The following is a 25,819-nucleotide window of genomic DNA, read 5'->3' as shown; positions in this document are numbered from 1 at the left end:
TCTCGCGTGGACATCACTGCGACACCGGCTCGCCTTTTCAGCCGGCGATGGCCACACGGCTCACTGGTTGTCGGCCAGCGTCGCCAGCACCGCATCCCCGTATTCGGCGAGCTTCTTCGCGCCCACGCCGCTCACGGTGCCCAGCGCCCCGATCGACGTGGGCTTCGATTCCACGATTCCCACCAGCGTCGCGTCCGAGAACACCATGTAAGGCGGGATCTGCTTCTCCTTCGCCACCGAAGTCCGCCACGCACGCAGCGCGTCGAACACCTCGCGATCCGCAGTCTCCAGACTGTCCGCTGCCCGCGACCGCGAACCGCCGGAGCCACCCGAGCCCGAGGCCCCACCACCGGGCCGTCCACGGCCGGGTGACTGCGACCTCGGCGACCGGTCCTCTGCCAGTTCGACGGTCACCTCGCTGCGGAGCACCGGGCCGGATTCGGAGCCCGGTACGAGCACCCCGTAGTCGCCGACGGCCTCGACGATCCCACGGGCAAGCAGCTGCCTCAGCACAGTCCGCCACTGCCGTTCCGTGAGCTCCTTGCCGATGCCCCACACGCTCAGCTCGTCATGCTGCGACTGGGTCGATCGGTCGTTCTCGCGCCCCAGCAGAACGTCGAAGACCTGGCCGGAGCCGAACTTCTGACCCCGTTCCCGATCCAGTCGGATGAGGGCGGACAGCAGTTTCTGCGCAGGCACTGTCGCGTCCCAGGTGACCGGCGGGGTGATACAGGTGTCGCAGTTGCCGCACGGTTCGGACTCCTGGCCGAAGTACCTCAGCAGCTGGACTCTGCGACACGTGACCGTTTCGCACAGTGCCAGCATCGCGTCCAGGTGCGACCGCGCATTCCGTTTGAACTGCTCGTTGCCTTCGCCGTTGTCGATGAACCGGCGCAGGTTCACGAGGTCGCCCAACCCGTACGCCATCCATGCCGTCGACGGCAGACCGTCGCGGCCCGCCCGCCCCGTCTCCTGGTAGTATCCCTCGATGCTCTTCGGCAGATCGAGGTGGGCGACGAATCGGACGTCTGGCTTGTCGATTCCCATCCCGAACGCGATCGTCGCGACGATGACGATGCCTTCGTCGCGGAGGAACCGCTCCTGATGCGCATGCCGCACTGACGCATCGAGCCCCGCGTGGTACGGCAGGGCTGTGATGCCGCGATCACTCAGCCACTGGGCGGTCGTCTCCACGCTCTTACGGGACAGGCAGTAGACGATTCCGGCATCACCGCTGTGCTCTGCGGTGATGAGACGCAGAAGCTGGTCTCGCGGCCGGACCTTCGGATCGATGCGGTACTGGATGTTCGGACGATCGAAGCTCGCGACGAAGTGCTTGGCGTCGTCCATCCGTAGACGTTCAGTGATCTCGCGATGGGTCGCCCGTGTCGCCGTCGCCGTGAGTGCGATCCGCGGGACGTCAGGGAAAGCGTCTGCGAGGACCGCCAGCCCCATGTAGTCAGGTCGGAAGTCGTGGCCCCACTGGGACACGCAGTGCGCTTCGTCGATGGCGATGAGGGCGATCCTGGCCCGTCGGAGCAGGTCGAGTGTCCGCGGGAGGACCAGTCGTTCCGGCGCCATGTAGAGCAGGTCGATGTCCCCGGCGAGCAGACTCTGCTCGACGGCTTGAGCTTCGTGTGGCTCGAGCGTCGAGTTCAGGTACGCCGCACGGATCCCCACGGCTTCCAGTGCCGCCACCTGGTCGGACATGAGGGCGATGAGCGGGGACACGACGATTCCCGTGCCCTCCCGGAGGATGGAGGGGATCTGATAGCACAGGGATTTGCCGCCACCGGTCGGCATGAGGACGACTGCGTCTCCCCCGCCCACGATCTGATCGATGATCTCCGCCTGCTCGCCACGGAACTCGTCGTAGCCGAAGATCTCGGAGAGGACGCCCAAGGGCGTGGGATCGGACAGCTGCGTCGTTGCCGCCTGCGCCGTCGATGCGGAGGAACCGTGTTGATGGGTTGCACCGCCGTAGCGTTCGTCGCCGTAACCGTCGTCGAAAGGCACATCGTGGTACGGGTCGTCCGGGTAGGTCGTGTCCGAGTAGGCCCCGCCGTCGTGAGGCGGTTCGTCGTACGGCAGTTCGTGCGGCGGTTCGTCGCGCGGCAGTTCGTGCGGCGGATCGTATGGCGGTTCGTGCGGTGGCTCGAATGGAGCAGGCGGCTCGTTTCGTGGAGGATCCTCATACGCTGGCCCACCGAACGACCGTGGTGCGTCGAAGCGCTGCTCTGTGTTGATGTGTTCCTCCATAAGCTCCACCCTAGGTCCGCTTCCAACCGCGGCCGCACGTAGTGTCCCACCTGTGAACGGATGACCGGTGCTTCGGCACATGCCGCGGACATTCGAGTGTCGTGCGCGTGCCGCCGATGCTCGCCTTCCGTGCGGGTGTTGCAGACGTTCGCCTGCATGCGCCGCTCCTGACGTGGTCCTCGTGCGAAGCCCTCTGATCAGAACGGTGGGGATTCGTCATCTGGTTTCTGCTCCCTCTGCGCACGGGGTCCAGCTCCCTCATCGATTCCCGTCCGCTCACGGGATCCCTGCCCCTCACGGATGCCCCGTCCCTCTCGGATGCCCAGTCCCTCTGGGCTACCCCGTCCCTCTCGGATGCCCTGTCCCATGGCCTGTCCGAGACCAGGAGGACGACGGCGGATGGTCCAGCCGACTGCGATGCCCGGCTCGGCTGCTCTCGTACGACAGCCCGTGCGATTCACGTCGAAGAGATCAGTGCACTTCTGCCGTCCGTAGAGCACTTCGCCGACCGCTGGCCCTTCGAACGCAGGAGACCGCAGATGGAGCCCCATCACCTCTTCGGACACGCTGTGCTTCCTGCCGTCAGTCGCGGCGCTGGGCGCACTCGTCCGAGTGATGACTCCCAGAGGCAGTACCCATTCGACGTCGTCCGGACCCACCCGCCTCAGACGGATCACCCCGTTCGTCTTCAACTGGTGGTGAAGGACGCACAGTGGAATGAGGTTGTTCGGGTGGGTGGGCCCACCCCTGCCCGGGTCATCATGGCAGAACGGTTCGCAGTGATCGATTTCGCATCTGGCCGCGTTTCGAGAACATCCGGGCGCCATACAGGTCCGCCATTTCTGTTCGACGGCACGACGCATCGACGCAGTGGGTGTATAGGTTCGAGTCGCTTCATCCGTGATCGTCCCGTCAGCCGGGTCGTAGAGGATCCTCCTCCACACCGTGGACGTGGATGCGACCTGGCGCGCTTGTGCCGCAGGAAGCGGAGTCGAAAGTCCCAGGGTCGCGGGATCGTCTCCCAAACCCGCCAAGGTGGCAAGCGACATCGTGATCGTGACCGCCGCTTGCTTGCGGAGCCACGAACCTGTCGTCGGGCAGGCCACCGTCACGAGGAAGCTGTCCTCATCGGAGGCTCCCCCATCATCGGAGCCCGACGTTTCGCGTGTCGCCTCGGATCCGTCTTCGCCGCAGCTTGCAGAACCGGAAGCGCCCACTTCACCCGGGTCCGCGCCACTGGCATCTGCGTCGCTTGCATTCGTATCACGCGCTTCCGTGCCGTTCGCGTCCGTGCCACGCGCATCCGCGGAACTCTTCCGGATGACGCGCACGCGAGTCTGCGGGACCGACGAGACGAGGGTGTCGAACATGAGCTGATTGATCCGCCGTTCGTCCACACTCTCCAGATCCGCACCGGCCACATCCGACAGGACCTGCCCGTCCGATCCGAAACGGAGCGCGTCCGCGACGTCAGGAGTGACGTCCAACGCGGCCAGTTCACTGCGCGAGATCGCCCGGCTCGTCCCATGGTGGCGCTGGTAGAAGGCTTCGAGTTCCACAGCCGGCCCGTACGCCCGGTACTCCCCTGAACCGTCGGGGAATTTCTGGAAGTCGACGCCCCGACGCTCGTAGATCGACTCAGGGCTGGGGGCCGGCCTCGACAGATAAGTCAGGATGTATTGGCGGATGCGCTTGTCGAACTGGTCCAACGAGATGTTCGCCTTCAGCTCAGAGGCGAACTCGTCGACCTCATTCATCTGGCTCACCGTGAGCTGTGCTGACACGACCCGATGCATCAGGCGGTCCAGCTTGTTGAAGGGCACGTCGCCTTCGACCGCGGAAGCGAGAATGCGCGGCGCGCCGAGGAAGGCTGCCAGTGCACGGCCCGTCTCCCTGCGCGCGGCGCTCAGCCGAGTCTTCAGCGTCACGTTGTACGTCAGCTGATCTTCCGGCTCAGGCAGCCGCTCGAGCATCTCCATCGTGCGGTCGTCGTCGACGACCACTGCAAGGGCTGCAGGGCCGAACGCCCCTGACCCACCCTGTTCTCCCTGGTCGTCGGCAGTCTCGGACGTCCCGAGGCGCAGGACGTCGTCGATCCTGTCTGCCCCGTCCTCACTGCGCAGCACACGGGCCAGTACGACACGTGCGTGGCACACCATGTGGAGAGAGCGCATCCTGTCGGCCAGGGCATGCACCTGTGTCCATTCGGCCAGGCAATCCGCCGGCAGTGGCAGATCCGCATCGATATCCACATCGACCATCTGCCCGGTTCCAACTCCGCTGTCGAGGGGAAGCGCTTCGAGCAGTTCCTCGACACTGGGGACGCGAGTGGACGAGACCGCAGCCCGCACCTCATCGGAGGTGCTGAACACGATCGTGCCCGGCCCGCTCATCCTTCCGGGTGTCGTCGTCATCGTTCACTCCTCCCACGCCTTCGGCAGCTGCGCTGCACATACTTCCAACCTGGCACGCGTCCTTCCAACCTCGTACAAAACACTCTACGAGGAGGCACGGACACAACCCCGGCGCCGCATCCCACCTGCGACAACGCCTCCTCAGGCACCTTGCGCCGCGGCGTCTTGCCGTCCCATCAAGAAACTTCCGCCCAGGAACATCAGGGACAGCAGCGTGGTGGGTACAAGCGGGAGCACCTGCAGGAGCATGAGCGTGACCCCGGCGATCCCCCACACCACGGCACTCGATGCTCGGAGGGCGCGAAATGATCCCGGTGCACAGGAGCGAACCGAGCCCCGCGACACCAATCGCTGCGACACCGCCGTCATCCATCTGACCGCGTCAGCCACGCCCCGCGCCACTGCACCGATCACCACCACGGTCACGCGGGTTGCGACGCCGACCGCCAGGAGCCATGGCAACCGTGTAGCCCACCACGACGGGGAATGCGGCTCCGGGAGAGGGAACCCGCACACCCACAGGATCATGACCAGCGTCAGGACCACCGGCATGTGCCAGAGATAGACCGTCATCGCGTGTGCGCTGACGACCGTTCCGAGCCGCCATGCGGATCTCGTGCCCCGAACCTGTTGAGCGACCTGCGCGGAATTCGCACCAGACACTCCGCCGGTCATCCAGTCGAGCGCGGGCTTCACCAGCCGCAGAGCGAAGAACTGTGCTGTGCCGAGAAGCACGATCGCCGCTGTGGGCGGGTTGAGGCTCACCAGCATGTCCGCCGAATACGGTCCCAACGTCACCAGCAGGAGCAGGACGGACAGTGCGGCGGTCATGGCCACAGCCAAACGCCTGCGAGGCCAGGCCTGCCCCGCACCGTCGTGGTAGAAGAACCCGAGCTGCTGCATGAGCAGCCACACCGGGCCCAGATTGAGGAACCCGACGAAGAACACACCAGACGTCAGTCTCACGGCATCGACCGCCAGCACTCCCATACCGAGCACGGCGAGGGTGACGGCCGGCCTTCGTTCATGCAGACGGGCCATGGCCGGCACGAGCGCTGTCACCCCCAGATAGGCGGCGAGGAACCAGAGCGGCTGACCGATACGCAACCGGGCCTCCGCGATGAGCACCGGATCCGCGCCGAGGCCCTCCGCAGCACACAGCACCACGCCGACGACGCTGAACATCACCGCTGTCGGAACCACGAGGCGCCGGGTGCGGCCCCGGACGTACTCCGTCCAGTGCGATCCGCGGCTGCGCATTCTGCGCCACTGGCTGAGCGCGGCGAAACCGCCCGCGATGAAGAAGAGCGGCATCACCTGGATGATCCAGCTGACGGGGACGAACCCTGTGGTCCCGGCGATCGCGACACCGGTGAGCAGGTTGCCGTCCAGTCCGACATCGACGCCCACCATCATGCTGTGGAGTGCGACGACGACCAGCAGGCACACTGCCCGCACGATATCGATGGTCGCGTCCCGTCCGGGAGGCAGTCGCCGAGCCGGCCCTTCACATGCCGGCCCTTCACATGCCGGCCCTTCACTTGGCAGACTCTTCGCACTCTGATCAGACGCCGCAGGAAGTGCCGATCTGGGGAGCCGATCAGAGCCCTCCAGTGGTGCGGCGTGTGCGGAGGGCAGCAGTGCAGACATCGTGTCTCCTCGTCTCGGGTACGAGGAAACTAGGTCTCGGGTCGTCGGTGGCGCGTCACCCCGGCGGGTGGTTTCACACCCCTACGTGAAGGGCATGCGAGCGGTCACGTGAACCACCAGCGGCCATACGAGCGGCAACATGAGCCACCAGCGGCCATACGAGCGGCAACATGAGCCACCAGCACGCGAGGTTCGCTCCACGAGGGGGCTCACTCTCCTGGCAGGTTCACTCATCGGCGAGGTTCACTCACCGGGACGGGTTGACGAGCCCCGATTCGTACGCGGCGACGACGATCTGCGTGCGGTCGCGCAGGCCCAGCTTCCCGAGGATGCGGGACACGTGCGTCTTGACCGTCTGTTCGGAGAGGAACAGCTCAGCGGCGATCTCGGCGTTCGACCGGGCGGTCGCCACGAGCTTCATGACGTCGAGCTCGCGGTCGGTGAGCGGGGACAGCACAGTCGCGTCGGGCGGTGCCGCCGAACGTGATGCGTAGTCCGCGATGAGCTTGCTCGTGATCGACGGAGCCAGGAGGGACTCGCCTGCGGCGACGATCCGCACAGCGGCGACCAGGTCCTCGGCGGTGGCGTCCTTGAGAAGGAACCCGCTGGCACCGGCACGCAGCGCGGAGAAGACGTACTCGTCCGCGTCGAAGGTCGTGAGCATGATGATCCGTGGCTGCCCGAGGCCCGGCATGGCCTTCACGGCGCGCGTCGCGTCGAGCCCGTTGACGCGCGGCATGCGGATGTCCATGAGGATGACGTCCGGATGTGTGCGGCGGACCAGGTCCACGACCTCGCTGCCGTCTGCCGCGCTGCCGACGACACGCATGTCCCCCTGTGCATCCAGCAGGGCACCGAACCCCTGCCGCACCATCGCCTGATCGTCGACGATGGCGACACGGGTCGGAGATCCCGCCGAGGCCGAGGAACCACCCGAAGCCGGGGCACCATCGCGGCTGGTGGCACCATCGCGGGTCAGGGACTCGTCACGAGCTAAAAACTCGTCACGAGCCAGGGATTCGTCGCGGGGCGCAGGCGGAGTCTCATGCGGGGACACGCGTCGAGCGTAGCCCAGGCTGCCGTGCGGACGACGTCCCGCGCCCGGGATTCACCCGCGAGTATCCCCTCGAATCACTCCTGCGGGTGATGTGCGCCCGTAGACCCGGACCGCACGCTCACTCCCATGCACACCACAGCCCTCACCCTCGCGCTCATCGCAGCCCTCTGTCTGGCCGTCGGCACCCACGTCCAGCACCGGGCCGTCGCGAGCGGAGCGACGAGGATCCACCGCCTGGCCCACAACCCGCTGTGGCTTGTGGGATTGGGGCTCATCCTCCTCGAGACGGTGCTCAACGTCGTCGCCCTGGGGCTCGCGCCGGTCGCGCTCATCCAACCGCTCGGCACCCTGTCACTGGTCGCGGTCGTCGTCCTCGGGCTGCGGGAGGGGCGCGCACACCACCTCACCCCGGGCGTCGTCGCCGGGATAGCCCTCACGATCGTGTCCGTCGCGCTGTTCGTCGGCCTCTCCTCCTCCTGGAGCACCCCGCCCGAGGCCCCACCCACCCGGCTGCTCCACCTCGCCTTCCTGCTCCTCGCGCTGTCCGGACTCTGCTGCGCGATAGCGCTGAGCACGGTCGGTCACGTCGTGCGCGTCGTGGCCGCGGGCGCCGTGTTCGGTGCGGTCGCTGCGGGAGCCCACGTCCTCGTCCACGACCTACGGGCCGCCCTTGGCATCGGAAACGGTCGCGGCATCGGAAACGGTCCCGGCCTCGAAAGTCTCCTCCGCCTCGGCGACATGGCACGAGCCGTGGGCGGCGTGCAGTGGCTGCTCCTCGGCGGGATCCTTGCAGGCTCGGTCGCTGGGATGTGGGTCGTCCAGACCGCGTATCGCAGCGGCCCGCCTGAGACCGTGCTCGCCGGTCTCACCGTCATCGATCCGCTCGTCGCCGTGGGGATCGGCACCGTGCTGCTCGGGGAGTACTCCCGCATGCCCGCACCGGTCGTCGGCGGGCTCGTCATCGCGGCCTCGAGCGCCGTGGTGGGCATCCTCCTCCTGGTGCGAGCCCACCCCGCGGTGGCCCGCGGATCACGGGCGAGCGCGAGCAGCGTCCCACCCTCACCCACGCCCCCGCCCACACCCCCGCCGAGGCCCCCTCACCGCCCCGCATCCCCACCCGTACCCGCACCCCATGGTGCAACCCTCACGAATAGGAGAAGCTGATCACGATGACCTCCACCCCAGGCCCACAGCAGCCAGGCCCGCAGCAGCCAGGCGCACAGCAACCAGGCCCGCAGCAACGGCCCCCACAGTTGCCTGCCCCGCAGCAACCGACCCCGCATGACACCTCGAGTCGGGTGCCTGCAGGGAGACGGATCCCGGCACAGCTCGGTCGCGACTATGCGTACGTCCTTCCGGGGTTCTTCCTCTCGCTGTTCGCGTTCGTCGCGCTCGTCCCGCTGTTCGCGCTGTCCGTGGGCACGCTCGTCGTCTGGGTGGGTGCGCTGCTGCTGCCGCTCACCCTCCTCATCGCCCGTGCCTTCGCCCAGCTGTCGCGCGCCCGTCTGCGGCACTGGGGCGCGCAGGTCCCCACTCCGGTCTACCGGTCGGCGCAGCCGGGGATGCTCGGGTGGGTGAATACGATCGCCGACCCGCGCGTGTGGCTCGACCTCGCGTTCGAGACCGTCCTCGCGTTCCCAGTCCGCATCCTCACGTTCGTCGTCGCCGTCGCGTGGTCGGCGGGTGCGCTGGGAGGCATCACCTACCCGCTCTGGGGAGTCTTCCTCCCCTCCGACGAGGTGGGACTGCTGGAACTCATCCTGGACGCGGTGTCCGACGGGTCGCTCTCGCTCGCACCGGGGGCGGGGTTCCTCGTCGAGGCGGCGTTCCGCGTCGTCACGGGTCTCGTCCTGCTGCTGACCCTGCCGTGGGTCATGCGCGGTCTCGCCCACCTCGATGCTCTCGTCACGACCGCGGCGCTGGGGACACCGGTCCGCCTCTCCACCGCGGCCCCCTCTCATCCCTACCCCGCCACCGAGGCCGCCCCGAGCCCTCGTCCCGTCACCGAGGCCACTCCGAGCCCCCGCCCCACCGCGACGGCCGACGGGTGGGCCTGGCTCACCACGGGCTTCGCCGCCGCGGTGCTCGTCGCGGTCGGATGGCCGGTGCTCAGCGTCCTCTACGGGGTGCACGTCGTCCTCGCGATGGTCGTCGTCCTCGTCCACGCGGCCTCGCTCGTCGTCGCGGTGCGATGGTCCGCGCTAGGGATCGTCGGCAATGCCGCGGCGGTCCTCGGGACGGCGCTGCTCAGCGGATCGGTCTTGGGACCGCCGTGGCCGTGGCCCGTCACGACGCTGCTCCTCCACTGCTTCGTCGTGCTCCTGCTGGCGCTGCGCCATCCGTGGCCCGTCCCCGTCGTCGCCTGGGCGACAGGCAGCGCGGTCCCGCTCGTGGCTATCCTGCTGCTGCGCACGGACGGCCTCGCGGGGGCGGTCGACAGCATGATCATCGCCGGACCGGTCTCCGCCGGCGTCGCCGCCCTCGGCATCGTCGTCCGCCAGTTGGTCCGCAGTCGTGCGGCGCTGCAGACGGAGCGCCGCACGAGCGCGGAGCTGAGCGCCAAGCGCCACCAGCTGCAGGAGCGCAACCGCATCGCGCAGGAGCTGCACGACGTCGTCGCCCACAGCATGTCGGTCATCAGCGTCCAGGCAACCACCGCGGAGTACCGCCTTTCCGACGTCGACGCCGCCACAGCCCGTGAGTTCACCTCCATCGCCGATTCCTCACGCCGCGCACTGAACGAGATGCGCGGGCTGCTCACGATCCTGCGCGGCTCCGGCAAGGCGCCGCTCGTCCCCCAGCCCACCCTCGCTGACGTCCCGACACTCGTGGAGGCGACCCGGCGGTCGGGCACGCACATCTCCTTTGCCTCCACCCCGGAGCGCCTCGACAGTGATAGCGCAGCAGCATCGGCCGCCACGGCAGCAATCCCCGCTGCGACGGGCCTCACCGCCTACCGGGTGGTGCAGGAAGCGCTCAGCAACGCGGTGCGCCACTCCCCCGGAGCTGCGATCGACGTCCGCGTGGACGTCACCGACCACCGCATCGTCCTCCACGTGACGAACGGACCAGCCGCAACGACCGGACCCGCAGCCACGGAAGACCCCGGAGTGACGGAGAGTCCCGCCGCCGAGGCCGCCTCCGGTTCCCGTGTGCCCTCCGCCCCGGGTGCCGGGCTGGGGCTCGCAGGGATCCGGGAGAGGGTCGCAGCGCTGGCGGGCAGCGTGGAGGCGGGGCCGCGTGCGGACGGCGGGTTCCTTGTGCACGTGGAGCTGCCGACGCGGTAACGTCGCGGCCATGGATCTCGCACACACGCTGACCTCGCTCGACGGACGCGGCTACGGCGACTACAAGCGGATCGTCGGGACGCACGACCTGGGAGTGTGCCGGCTGACGGTCGACCGGGTGCAGGTCGATCCCTTCGCACCGCCGTCACTGCTGCGGGTGAGTGTCGACCGGGCGCGCACCGGGATCCCCGACGACCTCGTCGCCGACCGTGCCGGACGCATCGCCGCAGGCGACTGGCTGGCACGCGCGTTCGCCGCCGCGGCCCGTGCTCACGCGGGCGGCGGCCGCAAGAGCCCGCGGCGTGCCGACCGGGACCAGCCGCCGCCGGTGGCGATCGGAACACCCGGCCAGGAGATCCTCGAGCGCACGAGCGTCGTCTTCCCCGGCGACCGGGTGGAGGCCCGCATCACGGTGGACCTCCCGGCGTCGGGGCGGCGGATCCGTGGTCACCAGGCCGCCGAGATCCTCACGGTCACCCTGCCGAGGATCGTCGAGGAGGCTCTCCTCGATCTGGGCGGTCCAGTGAACGAGCCCCTGCATGGCAAGCCCCTAGATGACGACGGCCTCCGTGACGCGGTTCTAGATGACGAGGCTCTAGGTGACGACGGCAGCGCGGGTTCCCACGGTCCTCTCGCGCGGCTGCGGTCCCAGGTCGTGCAGTACCGGGACCAGCTGGCGCTCCAGGAACAGCTCGCATCCCGCGGCCTCGTCGCCTTCGTGGGCGACGGCGCGATCCTCCCTCGCCGCTCGGGCGACTCGGACCACCCACTCGACCAGGGAGCCGTGCTGTTCAGGTCGCCCGCCTCCCTGCGGGTCGCATTCGATCTGCCCAGCGGGCGGCACGTCGAGGGCATGGGTGTGCGCGAAGGCATCACCGTCATCATCGGCGGCGGCTACCACGGCAAGTCGACGCTGCTGCGGGCGATGGAGCGCGGCGTCTACCCCCACATCAGCGGAGACGGCCGCGAGTGGGTCCTCACCCGGCCCGATGCCGTCGCCATCCGCGCTGAGGACGGCCGATCCACCGCGTCGGTCGACATCTCCCCGTTCATCGGCAACCTGCCGTCGGGAACGGACACCCGCGAATTCACGACGGCAAACGCGAGTGGCTCCACCTCCCAGGCGGCGAACCTCGTCGAAGCGTTGGAGGCCGGAGCGTCCTCGCTCCTCATCGACGAGGACACGTCCGCGACGAACTTCATGATCCGCGACAGCCGGATGCGAAGGCTCATTCCTGCGCACCGGGAACCCATCACCCCGTTCGTCGACCGGGTCCGTGCGCTCCATGGCGAGCGCGGGGTGTCGACGGTGCTCGTCGCCGGAGGGTCCGGGGCGTTCTTCGACGTCGCGGACCACGTCATCGCCCTGGACGCCTACGTCCCCGAGGACGTCACAGCACTCGCCCGTGACATCGCGCGCGCCATGCCAGCAGCCGGTGGAGGAGCAGCCGCTGACCAGTCCGGAGAACCGAGGTTCTTCGCTGCCGCAGCGCCCCGTGTGCCCGCCGCCGGTGCCCTGCGGCCCGCGGACAAGCGGAAGTTCGCCCGAGCGCGCGGTCGTGACCAGATCCAGCACGGCCGGGACGACATCGACCTGTCGGCCGTCCTGCAGCTGGTCGACCCTGCGCAGACACAGGCGATCGCACACGCGCTGGAACGTCTGGCCGACGCCTTCGGAGACGGCACGACGTCCACCATCGCCGAGGCCGTCGCCGCACTCGACGCCCGGCTCGACTCCGACGGGCTGGAAGGTCTCTCCCCGCACCGCGGGCATCCCGGTCACCTGGCCCGGCCCAGGCCGCAGGAGATCGCGGCAGCCCTCAACCGCTTCCGCGGTCTCCGGATCCGGTGACAGGAGAGCCGCGGGCCCGTCCCCCGCACCTGCAGGTCGGGGCGATCGCGCTCGTCTTCGCGGGTGGATTCGCAGGCACCGTCCTGCGCGCGTGGCTGCAGGAGACGGTTCCCACCGCCACAGCAGTGCTCCTGCAGGGTGTGCCACTCACGACGCTCGCCATCAACGTGGTGGGCTCGTTCCTGCTGGGATGGCTAGTCGTCGCGTGGGCTCGCCGCACCCGCCTCCGTCTGCTGCTGGGGACCGGATTCCTGGGCGGGTTCACGACCTACAGTGCGCTGTCGGCGGACACCGTCGAACTGCTCGGCGCAGGACGAGTCGGCACGGCGGCCCTCTACGGGGTCGGAACCGTCGTCCTCGGACTCGTCGCGGCGGCTACGGGGATGGCGGCTGCAGGGATGGCAGCCGGCTCCGTCACCCCGGGCACCGACGGGTCTGCACCATGACTCCGCTTCTGCTCCTCACGATCGGGATCGCAGGCGGTCTGGGGGCGGTCTGCCGGTTCGTACTCGACGGGCTCCTCCAGACCCGCGCGAGACGCACAGAGCTCACCCGGACGACGTCCGCCGTCGAGACGTCGACCTCTCCGACGTTCCCGTGGCCCACGATCGCGATCAACATCAGCGGATCATTCCTCCTGGGGCTGGTCGTCGGAGTCTCCCTCCACGTTCTCCCCGCCGCCTGGTCACTCGTCGCGGGCACGGGCTTCCTGGGCGGCTACACGACGTTCTCCACCGCGTCCGTCGACGCGGTCCAGCTGGCACGGGCGGGACGCTGGGCGGCGGCTGCCGCCTCGGCGGGTGGGGTCCTCCTCGCAGGCACCGCCGCGGCGGGGCTGGGACTGTGGGCGGGGGCGCTCCTCGGCTGACGCGGGCCGCGCGGCGGACCCCACGCCGGCCAGGGAGCGCCCCGCTGCACTCACCGGGTGTGGTGAGTCTCCTGCAGTCCGTACACCGGGGTGTCGATGCCCTCCATCCGCGCCTTGAGCTGCAGCGCCAGGTACCGGGAGTAGTGGCGGGACTGGTGGAGGTTCCCGCCGTGGATCCACAGCTGGTCGACGTTCGTGGGCTTCCACATGTTCCGCAGCTCCCCCTCCCAGGGGCCGGGATCGCGCGTGGTGTCCGAACCGAAGCCCCACACCTTGCCCACCCGGTCCGCGACCTCCGGCGACACGAGGTCCTCCAGCCACGCGTTCATCGACCCGTAGCCGGTCGCGTACACGATGAGGTCGGCCGGCAGGCGTGTCCCGTCCTCGAGGACGACGGCGTCCTCCTCGATGCGTGCCACCTGCCCCCGGGCGAGCGCCACCCGGCCGTCGATGAGGAGCTGCGAGGCGCCCACGTCGATGTAGTAGCCGGAGCCTCGGCGCAGATACTTGAGGAAGAGGCCGGAGCCGTCCTCCCCGAAGTCCAGGTCGAAGCCCGCGTCGGTGAGCGCCTGGTAGAACTCGCGGTCCTGCTCCGCCATCGCCTCGTACACCGGGATCTGGACCTCGGGGAGGATGCGGTAGGGCCAGGATGCGAAGAGCATGTCCGCCTTCTCCGTCGTCACCCCGTTCTCCAGTGCGCGCTCGGAGTAGAGGTCACCCAGCGCCAGGTCCATGAGCGAGGCACTGCGGGAGATGTGCGTCGATGACCGCTGCACCATGGTGACGTTCGCGTCCTGCTCCCACAGCGCGGCAGCGATGTCGTGCGCGGAGTTGTTCGACCCGATGACGACCGCGTTCTTCCCCGCGAAGTCGCCCTCCCCGGAGAACGCGGAGGAATGCCACTGCTCGCCCGCGAAGGTGTCCGCACCCTCGAACTCGGGGATGTGCGGGTACCCCGACACCCCCAGCGCGAACACGAGATGCGTGGGCCGCAGCTCCACGTCCTCACCCCACCGCTTCACCCGCACGCGCCAGGTTCCGTCCGCCTCGTCGAACTCCGCACCCAGGCACTCCGTGCCGGACCAGTAGTCGAGGTCCATGAGCGCGGTGTAGTGCTCCAGCCAGTCCCCGATCTGGTCCTTCGCCGCGAAGACGGGCCAGTCGTCGGGGAACGGGATGTAGGGCATGTGGTCGTACCAGACGGGATCGTGGAGGTGGAGCGACTTGTAGCGGTTGCGCCACGAATCACCGGCGCGCTCGTTCTTCTCCACGACGATCGTCGGCACCCCCTGCCGCTTGAGCCGCGCCGCCAGCCCGATGCCGCCCTGCCCTCCGCCCACGATGACGACGTACGGCTGCTCCTCGTACCCGAACCGCGCACGGTGCTCTTCACGCGTCTCCAACCACGTCTTCCGGCCCTTCGTGATCGTGTGCTCGACACCCGCCTCCCGCCGAGGTCCCCTCAGCTCCTCGTAGCCCTTGAGTTCCTGCATGGTCGTCAGCAGCGTCCACGCCTTCCCGTCCCGCAGCCGCAGGTGGCCCCACCCGCGGGCCGCGCCGGTCTCGAAGGTGATCCATGCCTCGTGGACGCCGTCGGCCTCCGTCGCCGGTTCGGCGAGTGCCCAGGCGGACGGAGCGATGTCGGCCACCATCGCCGCCACCATGTCCCGGATCTGCGCGCGTCCTTCCAGGGTCCTCAGGTTCCAGGTGAAGGTGACGAAGTCCCGCCAGAACCCGTCCTCCTCGAAGAGGTCCGCGACCGCATCCGCGTCGTGCGCCCGGAGTGCCTCGTCGAATGAGGCAAGCCATGCCGTCACCGTCCGGGAAGCGCCCTCAGCCGCTGTGCTCGCGTTCGTCACCGCATCCGTCTGCGTCGTCATGCCCACTCCTTCGTGCCATGGTCGGTTGTCCATCCTGTAGCCTTCGCCTCATGACGTGCGTCACAGTGCTGGCGTCGTCCACAGTGTCGTCACGAAGGAGTGGCAATGTCGTTGCATCCGGGACTTCGCTTCGATGATCCCGTCGCCTTCGCCCGCAGCACCGTCGCCGCGCACGACGTGGTGCTGGCCGGAGGCGCCCCCTCCGGTGGGCCTCCCCCGCGGGGTCCGGCCGTTCTCGACGCTCAGGTGCTCGAGGCATGGCGCCGCAGCGGTGCTGCGGGAGTCAGCCCCGACCAGAGGGAGCCGTCCCGGTTCCTCGCGGAGACCGACCTGTGGGACGCCCGGTCGCGGACCCCACTGGACCACATCGCCGGTGAGGTGGTGCGGGCGGTGGCAGACACCTCGGCGGCGGGACGGCATCTGGTCGTGCTCACCGACGCGGACGGCGTCGTCCTGTGGCGAGCGGGCAGCCACCAGGCGATGCGCGGCGCGGACACGATCGCGTTCGCGGAGGGGGCGGACTGGTCGGAGGCCGGGATCGGGACGAACGGGATCAGCCGCGCACTCGACACGGGTCGGCTCACGCACGTGACGGCAGGCGAGCACTTCGTCCGCGCCCATCACGGGTGGACATGCACCGCGGCTCCCATCCGGGGCGTGGACGGCACTGTGCTGGGCGTGCTCGACGTGTCGCTGCCCGTCCGGTTCGCGACAGCGGAGGGTGCTGCGCTCGTCCGGTGCGGAGTGCGGCTGGCGGAGGCGCTGCTCACTGCTGGGTCCGTTGCTGGCTCGGGTCCCGGGTCGGGTGATGGGTCGACGGCCGGGCAGCACAGCGTCGTGCGAGCGATCCGCCTGCAGGGGTTCGATCCGCACGTCGTGAAGGCGGACGGATCACGGGTGCCCCTCACCGCGCGACGCGCGGAGCTGCTCGCCCTCCTCGCGTCGCGCGAGGCGTGGACCGGTCGCGCACTGGCGGAAGCGCTCTACGACGATCCTGATGCGGCGACGACCGTCCGCGGTGAGATCCGACGCCTCCGGCAGACGACGGGACTCACGGTCTCCTCGCAGCCCTACGCACTCGCGGACGAGGAGCGTGCGCGAGTCGACTTCCTCACCGCGGACGACGCCACCGACCTGCTGCCGGACTCCGACGTCCCCGCGATCATCGACCTTCGGTACACGTGACGCCTACACGCCCCAGAACGGCACGCCCCACTGGAGCGGATTCACCGCGATGCACACAGCACAGGGTGCCGCCCACTCCACCGGGAGGCCGGAGCTGACGGACGAAGGGACCATGTGACGATTCTGCACCGCCAGCGGTCAGAACCGCACGCTCCCGGCCTATAGGCTCGAGAAACCATCCATCCCCCGAAGGGACCACCGTGCAAACCGTCGCCACCATCGGCGCGATCATCGCAGTCCTGCTCGTCGTAGGACTCATCGCGTTCATCACGTTCATCCGCGCCTATCGGGTCGCCGCCCCCAACGAGGCCCTCGTCATCACCGGTCGTGCACCCGCGAAGAAGGGCGACATCGACCTGGAGGCCGGCGCTCGCATCGTCGTGGGAGGCAGGGCGATCGTCCGGCCCCTCTTCGACCGCGCACACGTCCTGTCCCTCAGCTCCCGCCAGATCCAGGTGGAGGTCGAAGGCTACTCCCTCAACGGAATCTTCCTCCGCCTCAAAGGTGTCGCCCAGATCAAGGTGGGCGAGGAGATGGGAGACATCCGCAAGGCCGCGCAGCGCTTCCTCGACCAGCAGGACAGCATCGAGTCCTACTGCCAGGAGATCCTCTCCGGTACCCTCCGCGCGGTCGTCGGCACGCTCTCCGTCGAACAGGTCCTGCGCGATCGGGCGAGCTTCGCCTCGCAGGTGCAGGACGACGCTGCCGGGTCGATGAACAACCAGGGTCTCGTCATCGACACGTTCCAGATCATCTCCGTCGAGGACGACAGCGACTACCTCCGCGACCTGGGGCGCCCGGAGGCTGCGCTCGTCGCGAAGAGGGCGCGCATCGCGGAATCGGAGTCGATGCGCGAATCGACGGAGGCGGAGAACCGCGACCGCCAGCAGGTCGCGGAATCGCAGAAGGCCCTCGACCTGCGCAACGCGGAGATCCAGCGGGAGACCGCCGTGCAGCGTGCGGCTGCGACAGCGGCCGAGGAGCTGGCCCAGCGCGAGCAGGAGCAGCGGATCCTCGAGGAGACGCAGAAGATCGCGGACCAGAAGAACGAGCTGCGCGAACGCGAACTCATCGGTGAGGTCCGGAAGCCCGCGGATGCGCAGCGCTACGAGACGGAGCGCCGAGCGGATGCAGAGCGCTACAAGCGCGAACAGGCCGCACAGGCCGCCCTCGCGGAGTCGGAGAACAAGGCACGCGCCTTCGAGATCGACGCGCGGGCGCAGGCACTCGCCGTCGCAGAGCGCGGTCGAGCAGAGGCAGAGGCCGTGAAGGCGCAGGGCGGCGCGGAGGCCAGCGCCATCTCGGAGAAGGGCAAGGCCGAGGCGGAGGCGGTCCTCGCATCCGCAGAGGCATACAAGCAGTTCAACGAGGCAGCGGTCCTGTCGCAGATCCTCGAGGCCCTGCCGAAGATCGCGCACGAGGTGTCCGCGCCCTACTCCAACATCGATTCGCTGAGCGTCGTGTCCTCCGACGGAGAGGCGAAGCTCAGCAAGAACGTCTCGATCGGGATGCGCGAGACGATCGATCTGCTGAAATCCACGACGGGCCTGGACCTGGGCGAGTTCCTCCAGAGTGCGATGGACCAGCAGGTCGGAACGTCACCGGAGGAAAACCGAACGTCTCCGGAGGAACCTGCGGACAGCTGACGCGTCCGCGACGGTCACCACCTGTATCGTTCGTCGCCCACGTGCAGCGGGACGCTCAGGCGAGCCCGGGCCAGTAGTCGGAGTCCGGAGTCGCGCGGGCTCCGAAGATCGCCTGGCCGACCCGCACGACGTCTGCGCCTTCTTCGACTGCGGCCTCGAAGTCCCCGGACATCCCCATCGACAGCTCCCCGGGGCCGATGAGATCGGGGTCGGTCTCGCGAGCCCGGTCGCGCACACCGCGCAGGACGCGGAAGCACTCCCGCACTCGCGCGGTGTCGTCCGTGAAGAGAGCGAGGGTCATGAGTCCTCGGACACGCAGGGAGTCGAAGTGGGCGAGTTCCGCCAGCACGCCCGGGACGCCTTCCGGGTCGAGCCCGTACTTCTGCTCCTCCGCGGACGTGTTGACCTGCACGTACACGTCTATGCCGCGGCCTGCGGACTGTAGACGCCGCTCCAACGCCTCTGCGATGCGCAGCGAGTCGAGGGCCTGGAACTCGGTGGCGAACGCGGCGACGTCACGGGCCTTGTTCCGCTGCAGATGGCCGATGATCACCCAGTCGACCGCGACATCGGACATCTCGCCGTGCTTCCGCACCGCTTCCTGCACCTTGTTCTCCCCCAGCTGGGAGCAGCCGGCCTCCACCGCCAGACGGAGCCGCTCCTGCGGCACGGTCTTGCTCACCGGCAGAAGCCGCACGTCGGAGCCGTTGCGTCCCGCACGTGCCGCCGCCGCATCGATGCGCGCCCTCACCGCGGCGAGGTTGGCGACGAAGTCGTCGACTGTCTGCGCGGGCGGATAGGAGCCGTTGGCATCCATGGAACACGTCCTTTCGGCATCGGTTGCTGAGTGTCGTCGATCGTTCGGAGCCGTAGGCCCGTCGATATCATCGATCGTTCCGTGGGCGCCTACTCGGTGATGAGGAGCAGGAATACCCGTTCGGTCATGTCCGTGTCGATCGGGCGCGGGTCGATGGTGAGCGCATGGAAGACGACACCGTCCAAGTAGTCCATGACAGCGCGGGAGCGCGCTTCGACATCGTCTGCCCCCGCCCTCGTGAGTGTGCGCTCGAGGTTCCGCAGGAACCCACGATAGAACTCCCCCGCCTCCGACGGATTCGCCGGCATCATCGCAAGACGGACACGTGTGAGCGCCGCGTTGTCCGCAGCCACCATCCGCTGCACACCACGGGTCAGCAGGGCAGCGACCTGGTGAGGAGCAGAGACCCTGACCTCCTCCGCCTGCCGGAACAGCTCCTTGTCCCGGTCCCCGAGGTGTGTGAGAAGCGCGTGAATGAGATCGTCGCGCCGCGGGAAGAGGTTCCCCGTGCTGCCTTCCGCCAGGTTCGCATGACGATCAACCGCTCGGTGTGTGAGGCCCTTGAGGCCACCGTCCGCAACGACCTGCAACGCGGATGCGATGATCCGCTCGCGACGCTCCATGAGGCGATCGTACGACAGAGTGCGACAGAAACCGAATAGTTATGCATTCTGAGGCATGACGAGCGCTGCCCACGACAGTCCCGCGCCGCTGAGTGGTGACAAGCTCCCCTCCCACCCATCACCCCGTGAGGTGAGTGTCGTCACGGACGGGTCTGCGGGGGCAGTATCATCAGACCATCCGACACACGAAGAAGTGGGTGAGGTCCATGGCGGACGACGACATCATGCAGGTCCTGACGAACGAGGAGTCGCTCTCGTTCCTCGCAGCACCGCGACTGGGCAGACTGGTGACAGTCATCGCGGGCGAGCCGTACATCTTCCCCGTCAACTACGCCCTGCACGACACGGGGAAGGGGCTGGGGACGCTCTACATCCGGACGGCTCCCGGCGACAAGCTCTTTGCGGCGACGGTCACGAAGACCGCTGCGTTCGAGGTCGACGAACTCACCGACACGGGCGCGTGCAGCGTCATCGCCCGGGGCACCACGCGGATCGTCGAGAACGCCGCAGAGAAGGCCGCCGTCGACGCCTCCGGGCTTGTGCCATGGATCGGCTCGTGGAAGCCGACGATCATCGCGGTCGACATCGAGCGCATCTCCGGCAGGAGGTTCCTCTTCGGTCCGGCCGCGGAATACGGAGAAGCGGAAGTGCCCGGCTGAGGTGTGATGGACCCGCTCTCGGCTGCGCCGCGTCTAAGCTTCTGACCAAGATCTGCATGTTGTCGGACCAGTCGTGTCCGGGCTCGACAGTCTCATAGCGGGCCGTCTTTCATTCCAGCCACTCGGTAACGATTTCGTTGTTGGCGTGGATATCGACAGCCTCGTAAGGACCGAACGTACGGAATGAGTGTGGGATAAAAGCCGGGACGACGATGATCTGCCCGGCGCGGCCGATCATCTCATCGTTGCCGACGGTGAAGCGTGCGCGCCCGCGGCGGATGATGAATGTCTCAGGGTATGGGTGCTGGTGGAGGCGGGGCCCGTAACCAGCGTCCCGCGAGCTGACCATCACGACGCAGATACCGGCGTTGTACCGGGCTCCGACGAACTCCCCTTCCCAGGCGTCTCCGCCAACACGTCCGTCGGCACGATCGATCACGTGTCCGTCCATCGGTCCTCCTCCGCCACAAGTGCGGCCGTGTCCGGCGAGCTGCCTCCCAGGTCGGTGTCGATACTTATGCTGGCGGCCCAACTAGACAGTAGCGAGAGTTTCTCCGCGCTGGGTGTGTTGGGGTCGACGCTGTAGGTCGTGATGGAGATCCCGTGTTCGCCGGGGAGCTCGAGCACGTCATAGGCTGCTTCGATGGCTCCGACCGCAGGATGGTGGAATATCTTGCGCCCGCTCCGGTGCTCGTGGACGTCGCTCTCCGCCCAGTGGGAGCGGAACTGGGGACTGCGGGTGGAGAGTTCGCCGATAAGCACGGTCAGCTCCTCGTTGAGGGGGTCACGACCGGCTTCGTAGCGAAGCATTGCTGCCGTAAGACTGCAAGCGAGATCCCAATTATCGTAGAAGTCGGGAGCGCGGGAGTCGAGGAAGATGAACCGAGCCATGTTCGGCCGTTCCGCGTCGAGCAGGGGTGCGAACATCGCCTGGCCCAGCAGGTTCGATCCGAGAATGTCCTGGGTCACCCCATAGACGATCGCGGGCACGCTCATCCCATCGAGGACGCGCTGCACTGACTCTTGCATCGCCACACCTGTGTTCCCCGCGGCCAGTGGCTTGGGCACTGCGCCGGGCCCACGGAACAGGTCGAACAGGTGGATGCGCTCGACATCATCGAGACGCAGCGCATCGGCGATCGCCGTGAGCACACTGGCCGAAGCGGTGCGCAGCTTTCCACGTTCCAACTTGGTGTAGTAGTCCGTGCTCACACCGGCGAGCACCGCAACCTCTTCACGGCGCAGGCCGGGTACGCGTCGGTCCTCGCCAGCGGGCAAACCGACCTCGGTCGGTGTGACGCCAGCCCTTCGGGTGATGAGGAACTCGCGGATCTCGTCTTTCCTGCTCATGGCTTCTCCAGAGTATGCGATGGGTGCAGGCACGGGCCGCCTTTGCAGTCGGCCCGTGCCTCTTACGAGGTCAGCCCAAGGTGCTGATGTCGATGACGAAGCGGTAGCGCACGTCGGATGAGACCATCCGCTCGTATGCTTCATTGATTTGTCCGACTCCGATCAACTCGATCTCAGGCAGGATGCTGTGCTCAGCACAGAAGTCGAGCATCTCCTGTGTGACTTTCATACCGCCGTTGGCAGAGCCAGCGATCGAACGACGGTGTGCCAGTAGTGCCATCGCGTCGACTCGGACAGGCTCGGTAGGGGCGCCGAGCAGCACCAGAGTGCCATCGACGGCGAGCAGGTTGACGTAGTCGTTGTAGTCGACGTTGTCGGAGACGGTGCTCAGAATCAGGTCGAACTCGCCGGCCAACTGCTCGAATGTCGCTGAATCCGACGTCGCGTAGTAGTGGTCCGCTCCGAACTTCAGACCATCGTCTTGCTTGGCGAGGGTCCGGGATAGAACGGTGACCTCGCAGTCGAGGGCACGAGCGAGCTTGACACCGACGTGGCCGAGGCCGCCCATGCCCACGATCGCGACCTTCGTTCCCTGGCCTGCGCTCCAGTGCTTCAGCGGCGAGAACAGCGTCACGCCTGCGCACAGCAGCGGGGCGACCTTCTCGCTCGGCAACGAGTCGGGCACCCGAAGCACGAAGCGCTCGTTGACCACGGTCGCCTGCGAGTAGCCGCCTTGGGTGATCGTGCCGTCGACGTCAACCCCGCCGTAAGTCTGGATGTTGCCATTCAGGCAATACACCTCCTCACCCTTGGCGCACTGCTCGCACACGCCGCAAGAGCCAGATTCGCACCCAACGCCGACGCGGTCCCCGACCTGATGGGTGACCTTAGAACCGATGGCTGCGACGTGTCCGACAATCTCGTGACCGACGACCTGCGGGTAGACGATGGGCCCCCATTCGCCGCGCACCGTGTGGATGTCGGAGTGGCAGATGCCGGCGTAGTCGATGGCGATGAGCACATCGTGTGGGCCAAGGTCTCGGCGCTCGATTGTCATCGGTTCTAAACGTTCAGTGGCGGACACTGCCCCGTAGGCATTCACAGTGGTAGACATTCGTTCTCCTCCATCGGGCTGTCGGGCACGTGCTCTGTCCGGTGCCCTCGCTCCAGTGTCGAGCAGAGCCGCAGGCGCTGGGAGGGCAGGTCATGCCCCCTCTGAGGGGGCATGACCTGCCCTCCCGGTCCGGTTGCAAGACCGACATAGTTAACAACGAAACCAGATCCCGCCACTGACTAGAGCGAAACAAGGAGAATCATCATGGTCAACGCAGACGACTACACGTTCGCACTCGCAGACGGGGTCACCCGGACTTCGGTGCGCTACCGCAATCGTTTCGGCATCGAGATCGCTGGTGATCTTTACACCCCGGCACACGTCTCCGGCAAGCTCCCGGCTCTGGCTGTCAGCGGCCCGTTCGGGGCAGTCAAAGAGCAGTCCTCGGGCCTGTACGCCAACGAGTTCGCTCGTCGCGGCTTCATTACCGTCGCGTTCGACCCGTCGTTCACCGGCGAGAGCGGCGGCGGAGTGCGCGATGTGGCTTCGCCGGAAGTCTTCACTGAAGATTTCAGCGCCAGCGTGGACTTCCTCGGGCAGCGGGCAAATGTCGACCGCGACCGGATCGGACTGCAGGCGATCTGCGGTCTCAGTGGTATGGCTATCACCGCAGCGACCAGCGACAGCCGCATCAAGGCGGTGGCGACCACCTCGATGTATGACATGTCGCGCAGCATTTCGTGCGGCCTCGGAGACAGCTACACACCGGAGAACCGCCTGAGCGTGATCGACTACTACAGCCGACAGCGCTGGATCGATGCTGAGAACGGCACCTACGCCCGCGGTTTCCACGAGGTTCCCCTCGGCACGGACGGCAGCGTCGTCACGGGCGACCGTGTTCTCCCAGAGACACTCCCCGCGGATGCCGACGCGGTCACGTCGGGCTTTTTCGACTACTACCGTACCGAACGTGGTTACCATACGCGTTCGATCAATTCGAATACTGCGTGGACAGCGACGACTCCGGCATCGTTTTTCGCGTTCCCACTGATGGCCCACCTCAACGAGATCATGGCGCCGGTGCTACTGGTCTCCGGCTCAGAGGCACATTCGTTGCACTATTCCCAAGACGTCCACAGAGAGGCACCGGGAAAAACCGAACTCGTTGTCGTGCCCCACGCGGATCATGTCGACCTGTACGACAGAACAGAGCTGATCCCTTTCGACCAGTTGGAGCGGTTCTTCCTCACGAACCTGGAATCAAGCGGTTCGTCACGCGTATAGCGCGTTCGGGACGACCGACACGGCTGCCGCGAATCTTCATCGGTTCGCGTACTAGGAGGATTCTCAGTGACCAGACCTCAGATCATCTGTCATATGCACATGTCGCTCGACGGGAAGATCGTCGGCTCTTACCTTCCGACTGATGTCGGTATGGCCTCACAGCGGGAGTACTACAACCTCATACTTGGGACAGACCGCCACTACAGGCAGCACAAAGGGTGGCTCAGCGGTCGCATCAGCAGTGAAGACAACTTCACCCACTACCGCGCGCCCCGTCTCGATGAGTCGGTGTCTCCTGTTCCGAGCGGAGACCACATCGCCGATCCCGACGCGCCCATGCACTACTTCTCAGTCGACCCGTCAGGCCGTCTCGCCTGGGAAGGAAACACGATCGACTACTTCGAGACCACTGCGCATATCGTGGAGATTCTCACCAACAAGGCCAGCAATGCTTACAAGGCGTTCCTTCGCGCACAAGGAATCTCCTATCTCATCGCTGGAGATGATTCACTCGATCTCCATGAAGCGGTCAGGAAGATCAGCGAGTTGTTCGATGTCCGTGAACTGATCCTCGGCGGCGGGGGCGGACTGAACTGGTCGTTCGTCCTAGCGGAGCTGTGTGATGAAATCAGCCTCGTCATCACTCCAGCAGCAGATGGCACGAAAGACGCACAATCGATCTTCGAAGCCGACGGCCGCTACACCACCGCAGTGCCGACGTCCTTTGAGCTGCACCACGCGGACCGACTCGATGACGGCAGCTTATGGCTCCGCTACGCGGTCAACGGGCCCATCGAATAGTGCTGTTCGCTCATTGACTGATCGGCTCAGTCACAGCCACTGTCGGCTGTTCGGCCGGCCCGTCCAGCACCTGTCGAATCGATTGGCCAACAGTGACGACGCGCCCGATTACCTCCCATCCAACGACTCTCAACCAGGAAGAGACACCCAGCAATGGCACGCATAGTTCTTATCACCGGTGCGAACCGCGGAATTGGCCGTGAGCTCGCGGCCCAGCTCGCAGCCGACGGCGACACCGTTCTGCTGACCGCCCGTCACAAGCAGAAGGCAGTCCGAGCAGCACGGGAGATCGGTGGAGACGTCCACCCTATCCAGCTCGACACCTCGGATCAGACCAGCATCGACGCAGCATCGGCGAAGGTCGAGGCCGGGCACGGCCAGGTCGACGTGCTCGTCAACAACGTCGGCGGCCTGTTTAGCTACGACCAGCGGCCCTCCGACGTCGACCTCGCCCACGTACAGGATGCGCTGGGCCTCAATCTGTTCGGCAAGTGGCGGACTACGCAAGTGTTCCTGCCGTTGGTGCGCAAGTCTGACAACGGTCGCATCGTCAACGTCTCGAGCGAGGCCGGCTCAATCACTCGCGTCGGCCCGTACACTTCCGCGTACAGCGTCTCCAAAGCGGCGCTGAACTCCTTCACCGCTGCTCTCGCGGCGGAGCTGAAGGACGAGGGCATCACCGTCCACGCGGCATCGCCGGGCTGGACGGCAACCGATCTCGGCGGCGAAGGCGGACGCCTCGTGCCCGAGGGTGCGGCTTCCATCAAGCACGTCGTGAACTTGCCAGTCAACGCGGGTACCGGCGGCTTCTACCAGGACGGGAAACTCATTCCTTGGTAGGACTCCCCCATGCTGCGGCCGTCACAGGTAGCAACCGAAATCTTCTGCCAAACATCGCAGTCCGCTCCAGAGGATCCGGATAGCCCCTAGTCCCCCGGCGTCCTCAGCTGGGAGACCACCGGCTGTTCCACAGCCTCACCGAGCATCCTTCAGACCCCTGGTCAGTCGTGAGCTCCACGGATTGGCGAGTTCAGTTGTGAAGACGCCAACGGAATCCAGCGCGGATGGGCAGGACGCAACCGATAACCACAACACTGCATGTCAGGACACGCCGTACCTGTACACACATTTTG

The 25,819-nt window shown here is 67.0% G+C and carries 21 protein-coding genes; 11 read left to right on the top strand and 10 right to left on the bottom strand.

What is annotated here, in order from left to right:
- Nucleotides 1-60 precede the first annotated feature (60 nt).
- The 4 genes from recQ to JFC09_RS05960 form a co-directional block, all read right to left on the bottom strand.
- Nucleotides 61-2,259: a DNA helicase RecQ gene (gene recQ, locus JFC09_RS05975; protein ID WP_232483209.1), complete on the bottom strand. Its 2,199-nt coding sequence runs from the start codon at nt 2,257-2,259 to the stop codon at nt 61-63.
- Nucleotides 2,260-2,456: 197 nt separating this feature from the next.
- Nucleotides 2,457-4,673 (bottom strand): HNH endonuclease signature motif containing protein, encoded by a 2,217-nt coding sequence (locus JFC09_RS05970; RefSeq protein WP_198393083.1) that lies wholly within the window; start codon nt 4,671-4,673, stop codon nt 2,457-2,459.
- A gap of 141 nt (nt 4,674-4,814) precedes the next feature.
- Entirely contained in the window at nt 4,815-6,131 is a 1,317-nt protein-coding gene (locus tag JFC09_RS05965) for an acyltransferase family protein (RefSeq protein ID WP_198393082.1), read from the bottom strand.
- Nucleotides 6,132-6,570: 439 nt separating this feature from the next.
- Nucleotides 6,571-7,215 (bottom strand): response regulator transcription factor, encoded by a 645-nt coding sequence (locus tag JFC09_RS05960; protein WP_332839705.1) that lies wholly within the window; start codon nt 7,213-7,215, stop codon nt 6,571-6,573.
- 291 nt (nt 7,216-7,506) lie between these two features.
- Between JFC09_RS05960 and JFC09_RS05955 the strand changes: the two genes are divergently transcribed.
- The 5 genes from JFC09_RS05955 (at nt 7,507) to JFC09_RS05935 (ending at nt 13,387) form a co-directional block, all read left to right on the top strand.
- Nucleotides 7,507-8,544 carry a hypothetical protein gene (locus JFC09_RS05955; RefSeq protein WP_198393081.1) on the top strand — a complete coding sequence of 346 codons (1,038 nt, stop codon included), beginning with the start codon at nt 7,507-7,509 and terminating at the stop codon, nt 8,542-8,544.
- Nucleotides 8,545-8,678: 134 nt separating this feature from the next.
- Nucleotides 8,679-10,667, top strand: a complete 1,989-nt coding sequence (locus JFC09_RS05950) for a sensor histidine kinase (protein WP_198393080.1) — start codon at nt 8,679-8,681, stop codon at nt 10,665-10,667.
- 10 nt (nt 10,668-10,677) lie between these two features.
- The gene (locus tag JFC09_RS05945; RefSeq protein WP_198393079.1) at nt 10,678-12,519 is read left to right on the top strand and encodes an ABC-ATPase domain-containing protein; all 1,842 of its coding nucleotides are present in this window, start codon (nt 10,678-10,680) and stop codon (nt 12,517-12,519) included.
- Nucleotides 12,516-12,965 carry a fluoride efflux transporter FluC gene (locus JFC09_RS05940; RefSeq protein ID WP_198393078.1) on the top strand — a complete coding sequence of 150 codons (450 nt, stop codon included), beginning with the start codon at nt 12,516-12,518 and terminating at the stop codon, nt 12,963-12,965. Before JFC09_RS05945 ends, JFC09_RS05940 begins: the two co-directional genes overlap by 4 nt.
- On the top strand, nt 12,962-13,387 hold the full coding sequence (locus JFC09_RS05935; protein ID WP_198393077.1) for a fluoride efflux transporter FluC: 426 nt from the start codon (nt 12,962-12,964) through the stop codon (nt 13,385-13,387). The genes JFC09_RS05940 and JFC09_RS05935 overlap by 4 nt, the downstream gene beginning before the upstream one ends.
- Nucleotides 13,388-13,437: 50 nt before the next feature.
- Here the strand turns inward: JFC09_RS05935 and JFC09_RS05930 are convergent, their stop codons facing one another.
- Complete coding sequence (locus JFC09_RS05930; protein ID WP_198393076.1) at nt 13,438-15,267, bottom strand: NAD(P)/FAD-dependent oxidoreductase; 1,830 nt, start codon at nt 15,265-15,267, stop codon at nt 13,438-13,440.
- Nucleotides 15,268-15,372: 105 nt separating this feature from the next.
- Here JFC09_RS05930 and JFC09_RS05925 point away from each other — a divergent pair, with 105 nt between their 5' ends.
- Together JFC09_RS05925 and JFC09_RS05920 are read left to right on the top strand one after the other, a co-directional pair.
- Nucleotides 15,373-16,452 (top strand): helix-turn-helix domain-containing protein, encoded by a 1,080-nt coding sequence (locus tag JFC09_RS05925; protein ID WP_198393075.1) that lies wholly within the window; start codon nt 15,373-15,375, stop codon nt 16,450-16,452.
- A 200-nt stretch (nt 16,453-16,652) separates the two neighbouring features.
- The gene (locus JFC09_RS05920) at nt 16,653-18,098 is read left to right on the top strand and encodes a flotillin family protein (protein WP_332839668.1); all 1,446 of its coding nucleotides are present in this window, start codon (nt 16,653-16,655) and stop codon (nt 18,096-18,098) included.
- A 55-nt stretch (nt 18,099-18,153) separates the two neighbouring features.
- Here JFC09_RS05920 and JFC09_RS05915 read toward each other — a convergent pair whose 3' ends face one another.
- Nucleotides 18,154-18,915: a YggS family pyridoxal phosphate-dependent enzyme gene (locus JFC09_RS05915; RefSeq protein ID WP_198393074.1), complete on the bottom strand. Its 762-nt coding sequence runs from the start codon at nt 18,913-18,915 to the stop codon at nt 18,154-18,156.
- 89 nt (nt 18,916-19,004) lie between these two features.
- Nucleotides 19,005-19,538: a TetR/AcrR family transcriptional regulator gene (locus JFC09_RS05910; protein ID WP_198393073.1), complete on the bottom strand. Its 534-nt coding sequence runs from the start codon at nt 19,536-19,538 to the stop codon at nt 19,005-19,007.
- Nucleotides 19,539-19,744: 206 nt separating this feature from the next.
- Between JFC09_RS05910 and JFC09_RS05905 the strand changes: the two genes are divergently transcribed.
- Entirely contained in the window at nt 19,745-20,197 is a 453-nt protein-coding gene (locus JFC09_RS05905; RefSeq protein WP_198393072.1) for a pyridoxamine 5'-phosphate oxidase family protein, read from the top strand.
- A gap of 109 nt (nt 20,198-20,306) precedes the next feature.
- Here the strand turns inward: JFC09_RS05905 and JFC09_RS05900 are convergent, their stop codons facing one another.
- From JFC09_RS05900 to JFC09_RS05890, 3 genes are read right to left on the bottom strand one after another with little or no spacing between them, the layout of a single operon-like run.
- Nucleotides 20,307-20,648 carry a cupin domain-containing protein gene (locus tag JFC09_RS05900; protein WP_198393071.1) on the bottom strand — a complete coding sequence of 114 codons (342 nt, stop codon included), beginning with the start codon at nt 20,646-20,648 and terminating at the stop codon, nt 20,307-20,309.
- Nucleotides 20,633-21,580, bottom strand: a complete 948-nt coding sequence (locus JFC09_RS05895) for a helix-turn-helix transcriptional regulator (protein ID WP_332839667.1) — start codon at nt 21,578-21,580, stop codon at nt 20,633-20,635. Before JFC09_RS05895 ends, JFC09_RS05900 begins: the two co-directional genes overlap by 16 nt.
- A gap of 37 nt (nt 21,581-21,617) precedes the next feature.
- Nucleotides 21,618-22,661 carry an NAD(P)-dependent alcohol dehydrogenase gene (locus JFC09_RS05890; protein ID WP_198393070.1) on the bottom strand — a complete coding sequence of 348 codons (1,044 nt, stop codon included), beginning with the start codon at nt 22,659-22,661 and terminating at the stop codon, nt 21,618-21,620.
- A 204-nt stretch (nt 22,662-22,865) separates the two neighbouring features.
- On the opposite strand from JFC09_RS05890, the gene JFC09_RS05885 reads away from it, so the two are divergent.
- From JFC09_RS05885 to JFC09_RS05875, 3 genes are all read left to right on the top strand, one after another.
- Entirely contained in the window at nt 22,866-23,885 is a 1,020-nt protein-coding gene (locus JFC09_RS05885; RefSeq protein WP_198393069.1) for an alpha/beta hydrolase, read from the top strand.
- A gap of 66 nt (nt 23,886-23,951) precedes the next feature.
- Complete coding sequence (locus JFC09_RS05880; RefSeq protein WP_198393068.1) at nt 23,952-24,686, top strand: dihydrofolate reductase family protein; 735 nt, start codon at nt 23,952-23,954, stop codon at nt 24,684-24,686.
- Nucleotides 24,687-24,839: 153 nt separating this feature from the next.
- Complete coding sequence (locus JFC09_RS05875; RefSeq protein ID WP_198393067.1) at nt 24,840-25,526, top strand: SDR family NAD(P)-dependent oxidoreductase; 687 nt, start codon at nt 24,840-24,842, stop codon at nt 25,524-25,526.
- The last annotated feature ends 293 nt before the right edge of the window (nt 25,527-25,819 follow it).

Source organism: Brevibacterium yomogidense (assembly GCF_016107685.1).
Classification (GTDB): Bacteria; Actinomycetota; Actinomycetes; order Actinomycetales; family Brevibacteriaceae; genus Brevibacterium; species Brevibacterium yomogidense.
The sequence above is the reverse complement of the archived record's forward strand: the minus strand, read 5'-3'. Positions and strand labels throughout refer to the sequence as shown.

Coding starts and splice junctions, on each gene's coding strand:
- recQ (WP_232483209.1), bottom strand. CDS start 2,259: ATGGAGGAACACATCAACACAGAGCAGCGCTTCGACGCACCACGGTCG.
- JFC09_RS05970 (WP_198393083.1), bottom strand. CDS start 4,673: ATGACGACGACACCCGGAAGGATGAGCGGGCCGGGCACGATCGTGTTC.
- JFC09_RS05955 (WP_198393081.1), top strand. CDS start 7,507: ATGCACACCACAGCCCTCACCCTCGCGCTCATCGCAGCCCTCTGTCTG.
- JFC09_RS05945 (WP_198393079.1), top strand. CDS start 10,678: ATGGATCTCGCACACACGCTGACCTCGCTCGACGGACGCGGCTACGGC.
- JFC09_RS05935 (WP_198393077.1), top strand. CDS start 12,962: ATGACTCCGCTTCTGCTCCTCACGATCGGGATCGCAGGCGGTCTGGGG.
- JFC09_RS05930 (WP_198393076.1), bottom strand. CDS start 15,267: ATGACGACGCAGACGGATGCGGTGACGAACGCGAGCACAGCGGCTGAG.
- JFC09_RS05925 (WP_198393075.1), top strand. CDS start 15,373: ATGTCGTTGCATCCGGGACTTCGCTTCGATGATCCCGTCGCCTTCGCC.
- JFC09_RS05915 (WP_198393074.1), bottom strand. CDS start 18,915: ATGGATGCCAACGGCTCCTATCCGCCCGCGCAGACAGTCGACGACTTC.
- JFC09_RS05910 (WP_198393073.1), bottom strand. CDS start 19,538: ATGGAGCGTCGCGAGCGGATCATCGCATCCGCGTTGCAGGTCGTTGCG.
- JFC09_RS05905 (WP_198393072.1), top strand. CDS start 19,745: ATGGCGGACGACGACATCATGCAGGTCCTGACGAACGAGGAGTCGCTC.
- JFC09_RS05900 (WP_198393071.1), bottom strand. CDS start 20,648: ATGGACGGACACGTGATCGATCGTGCCGACGGACGTGTTGGCGGAGAC.
- JFC09_RS05890 (WP_198393070.1), bottom strand. CDS start 22,661: ATGTCTACCACTGTGAATGCCTACGGGGCAGTGTCCGCCACTGAACGT.
- JFC09_RS05885 (WP_198393069.1), top strand. CDS start 22,866: ATGGTCAACGCAGACGACTACACGTTCGCACTCGCAGACGGGGTCACC.
- JFC09_RS05875 (WP_198393067.1), top strand. CDS start 24,840: ATGGCACGCATAGTTCTTATCACCGGTGCGAACCGCGGAATTGGCCGT.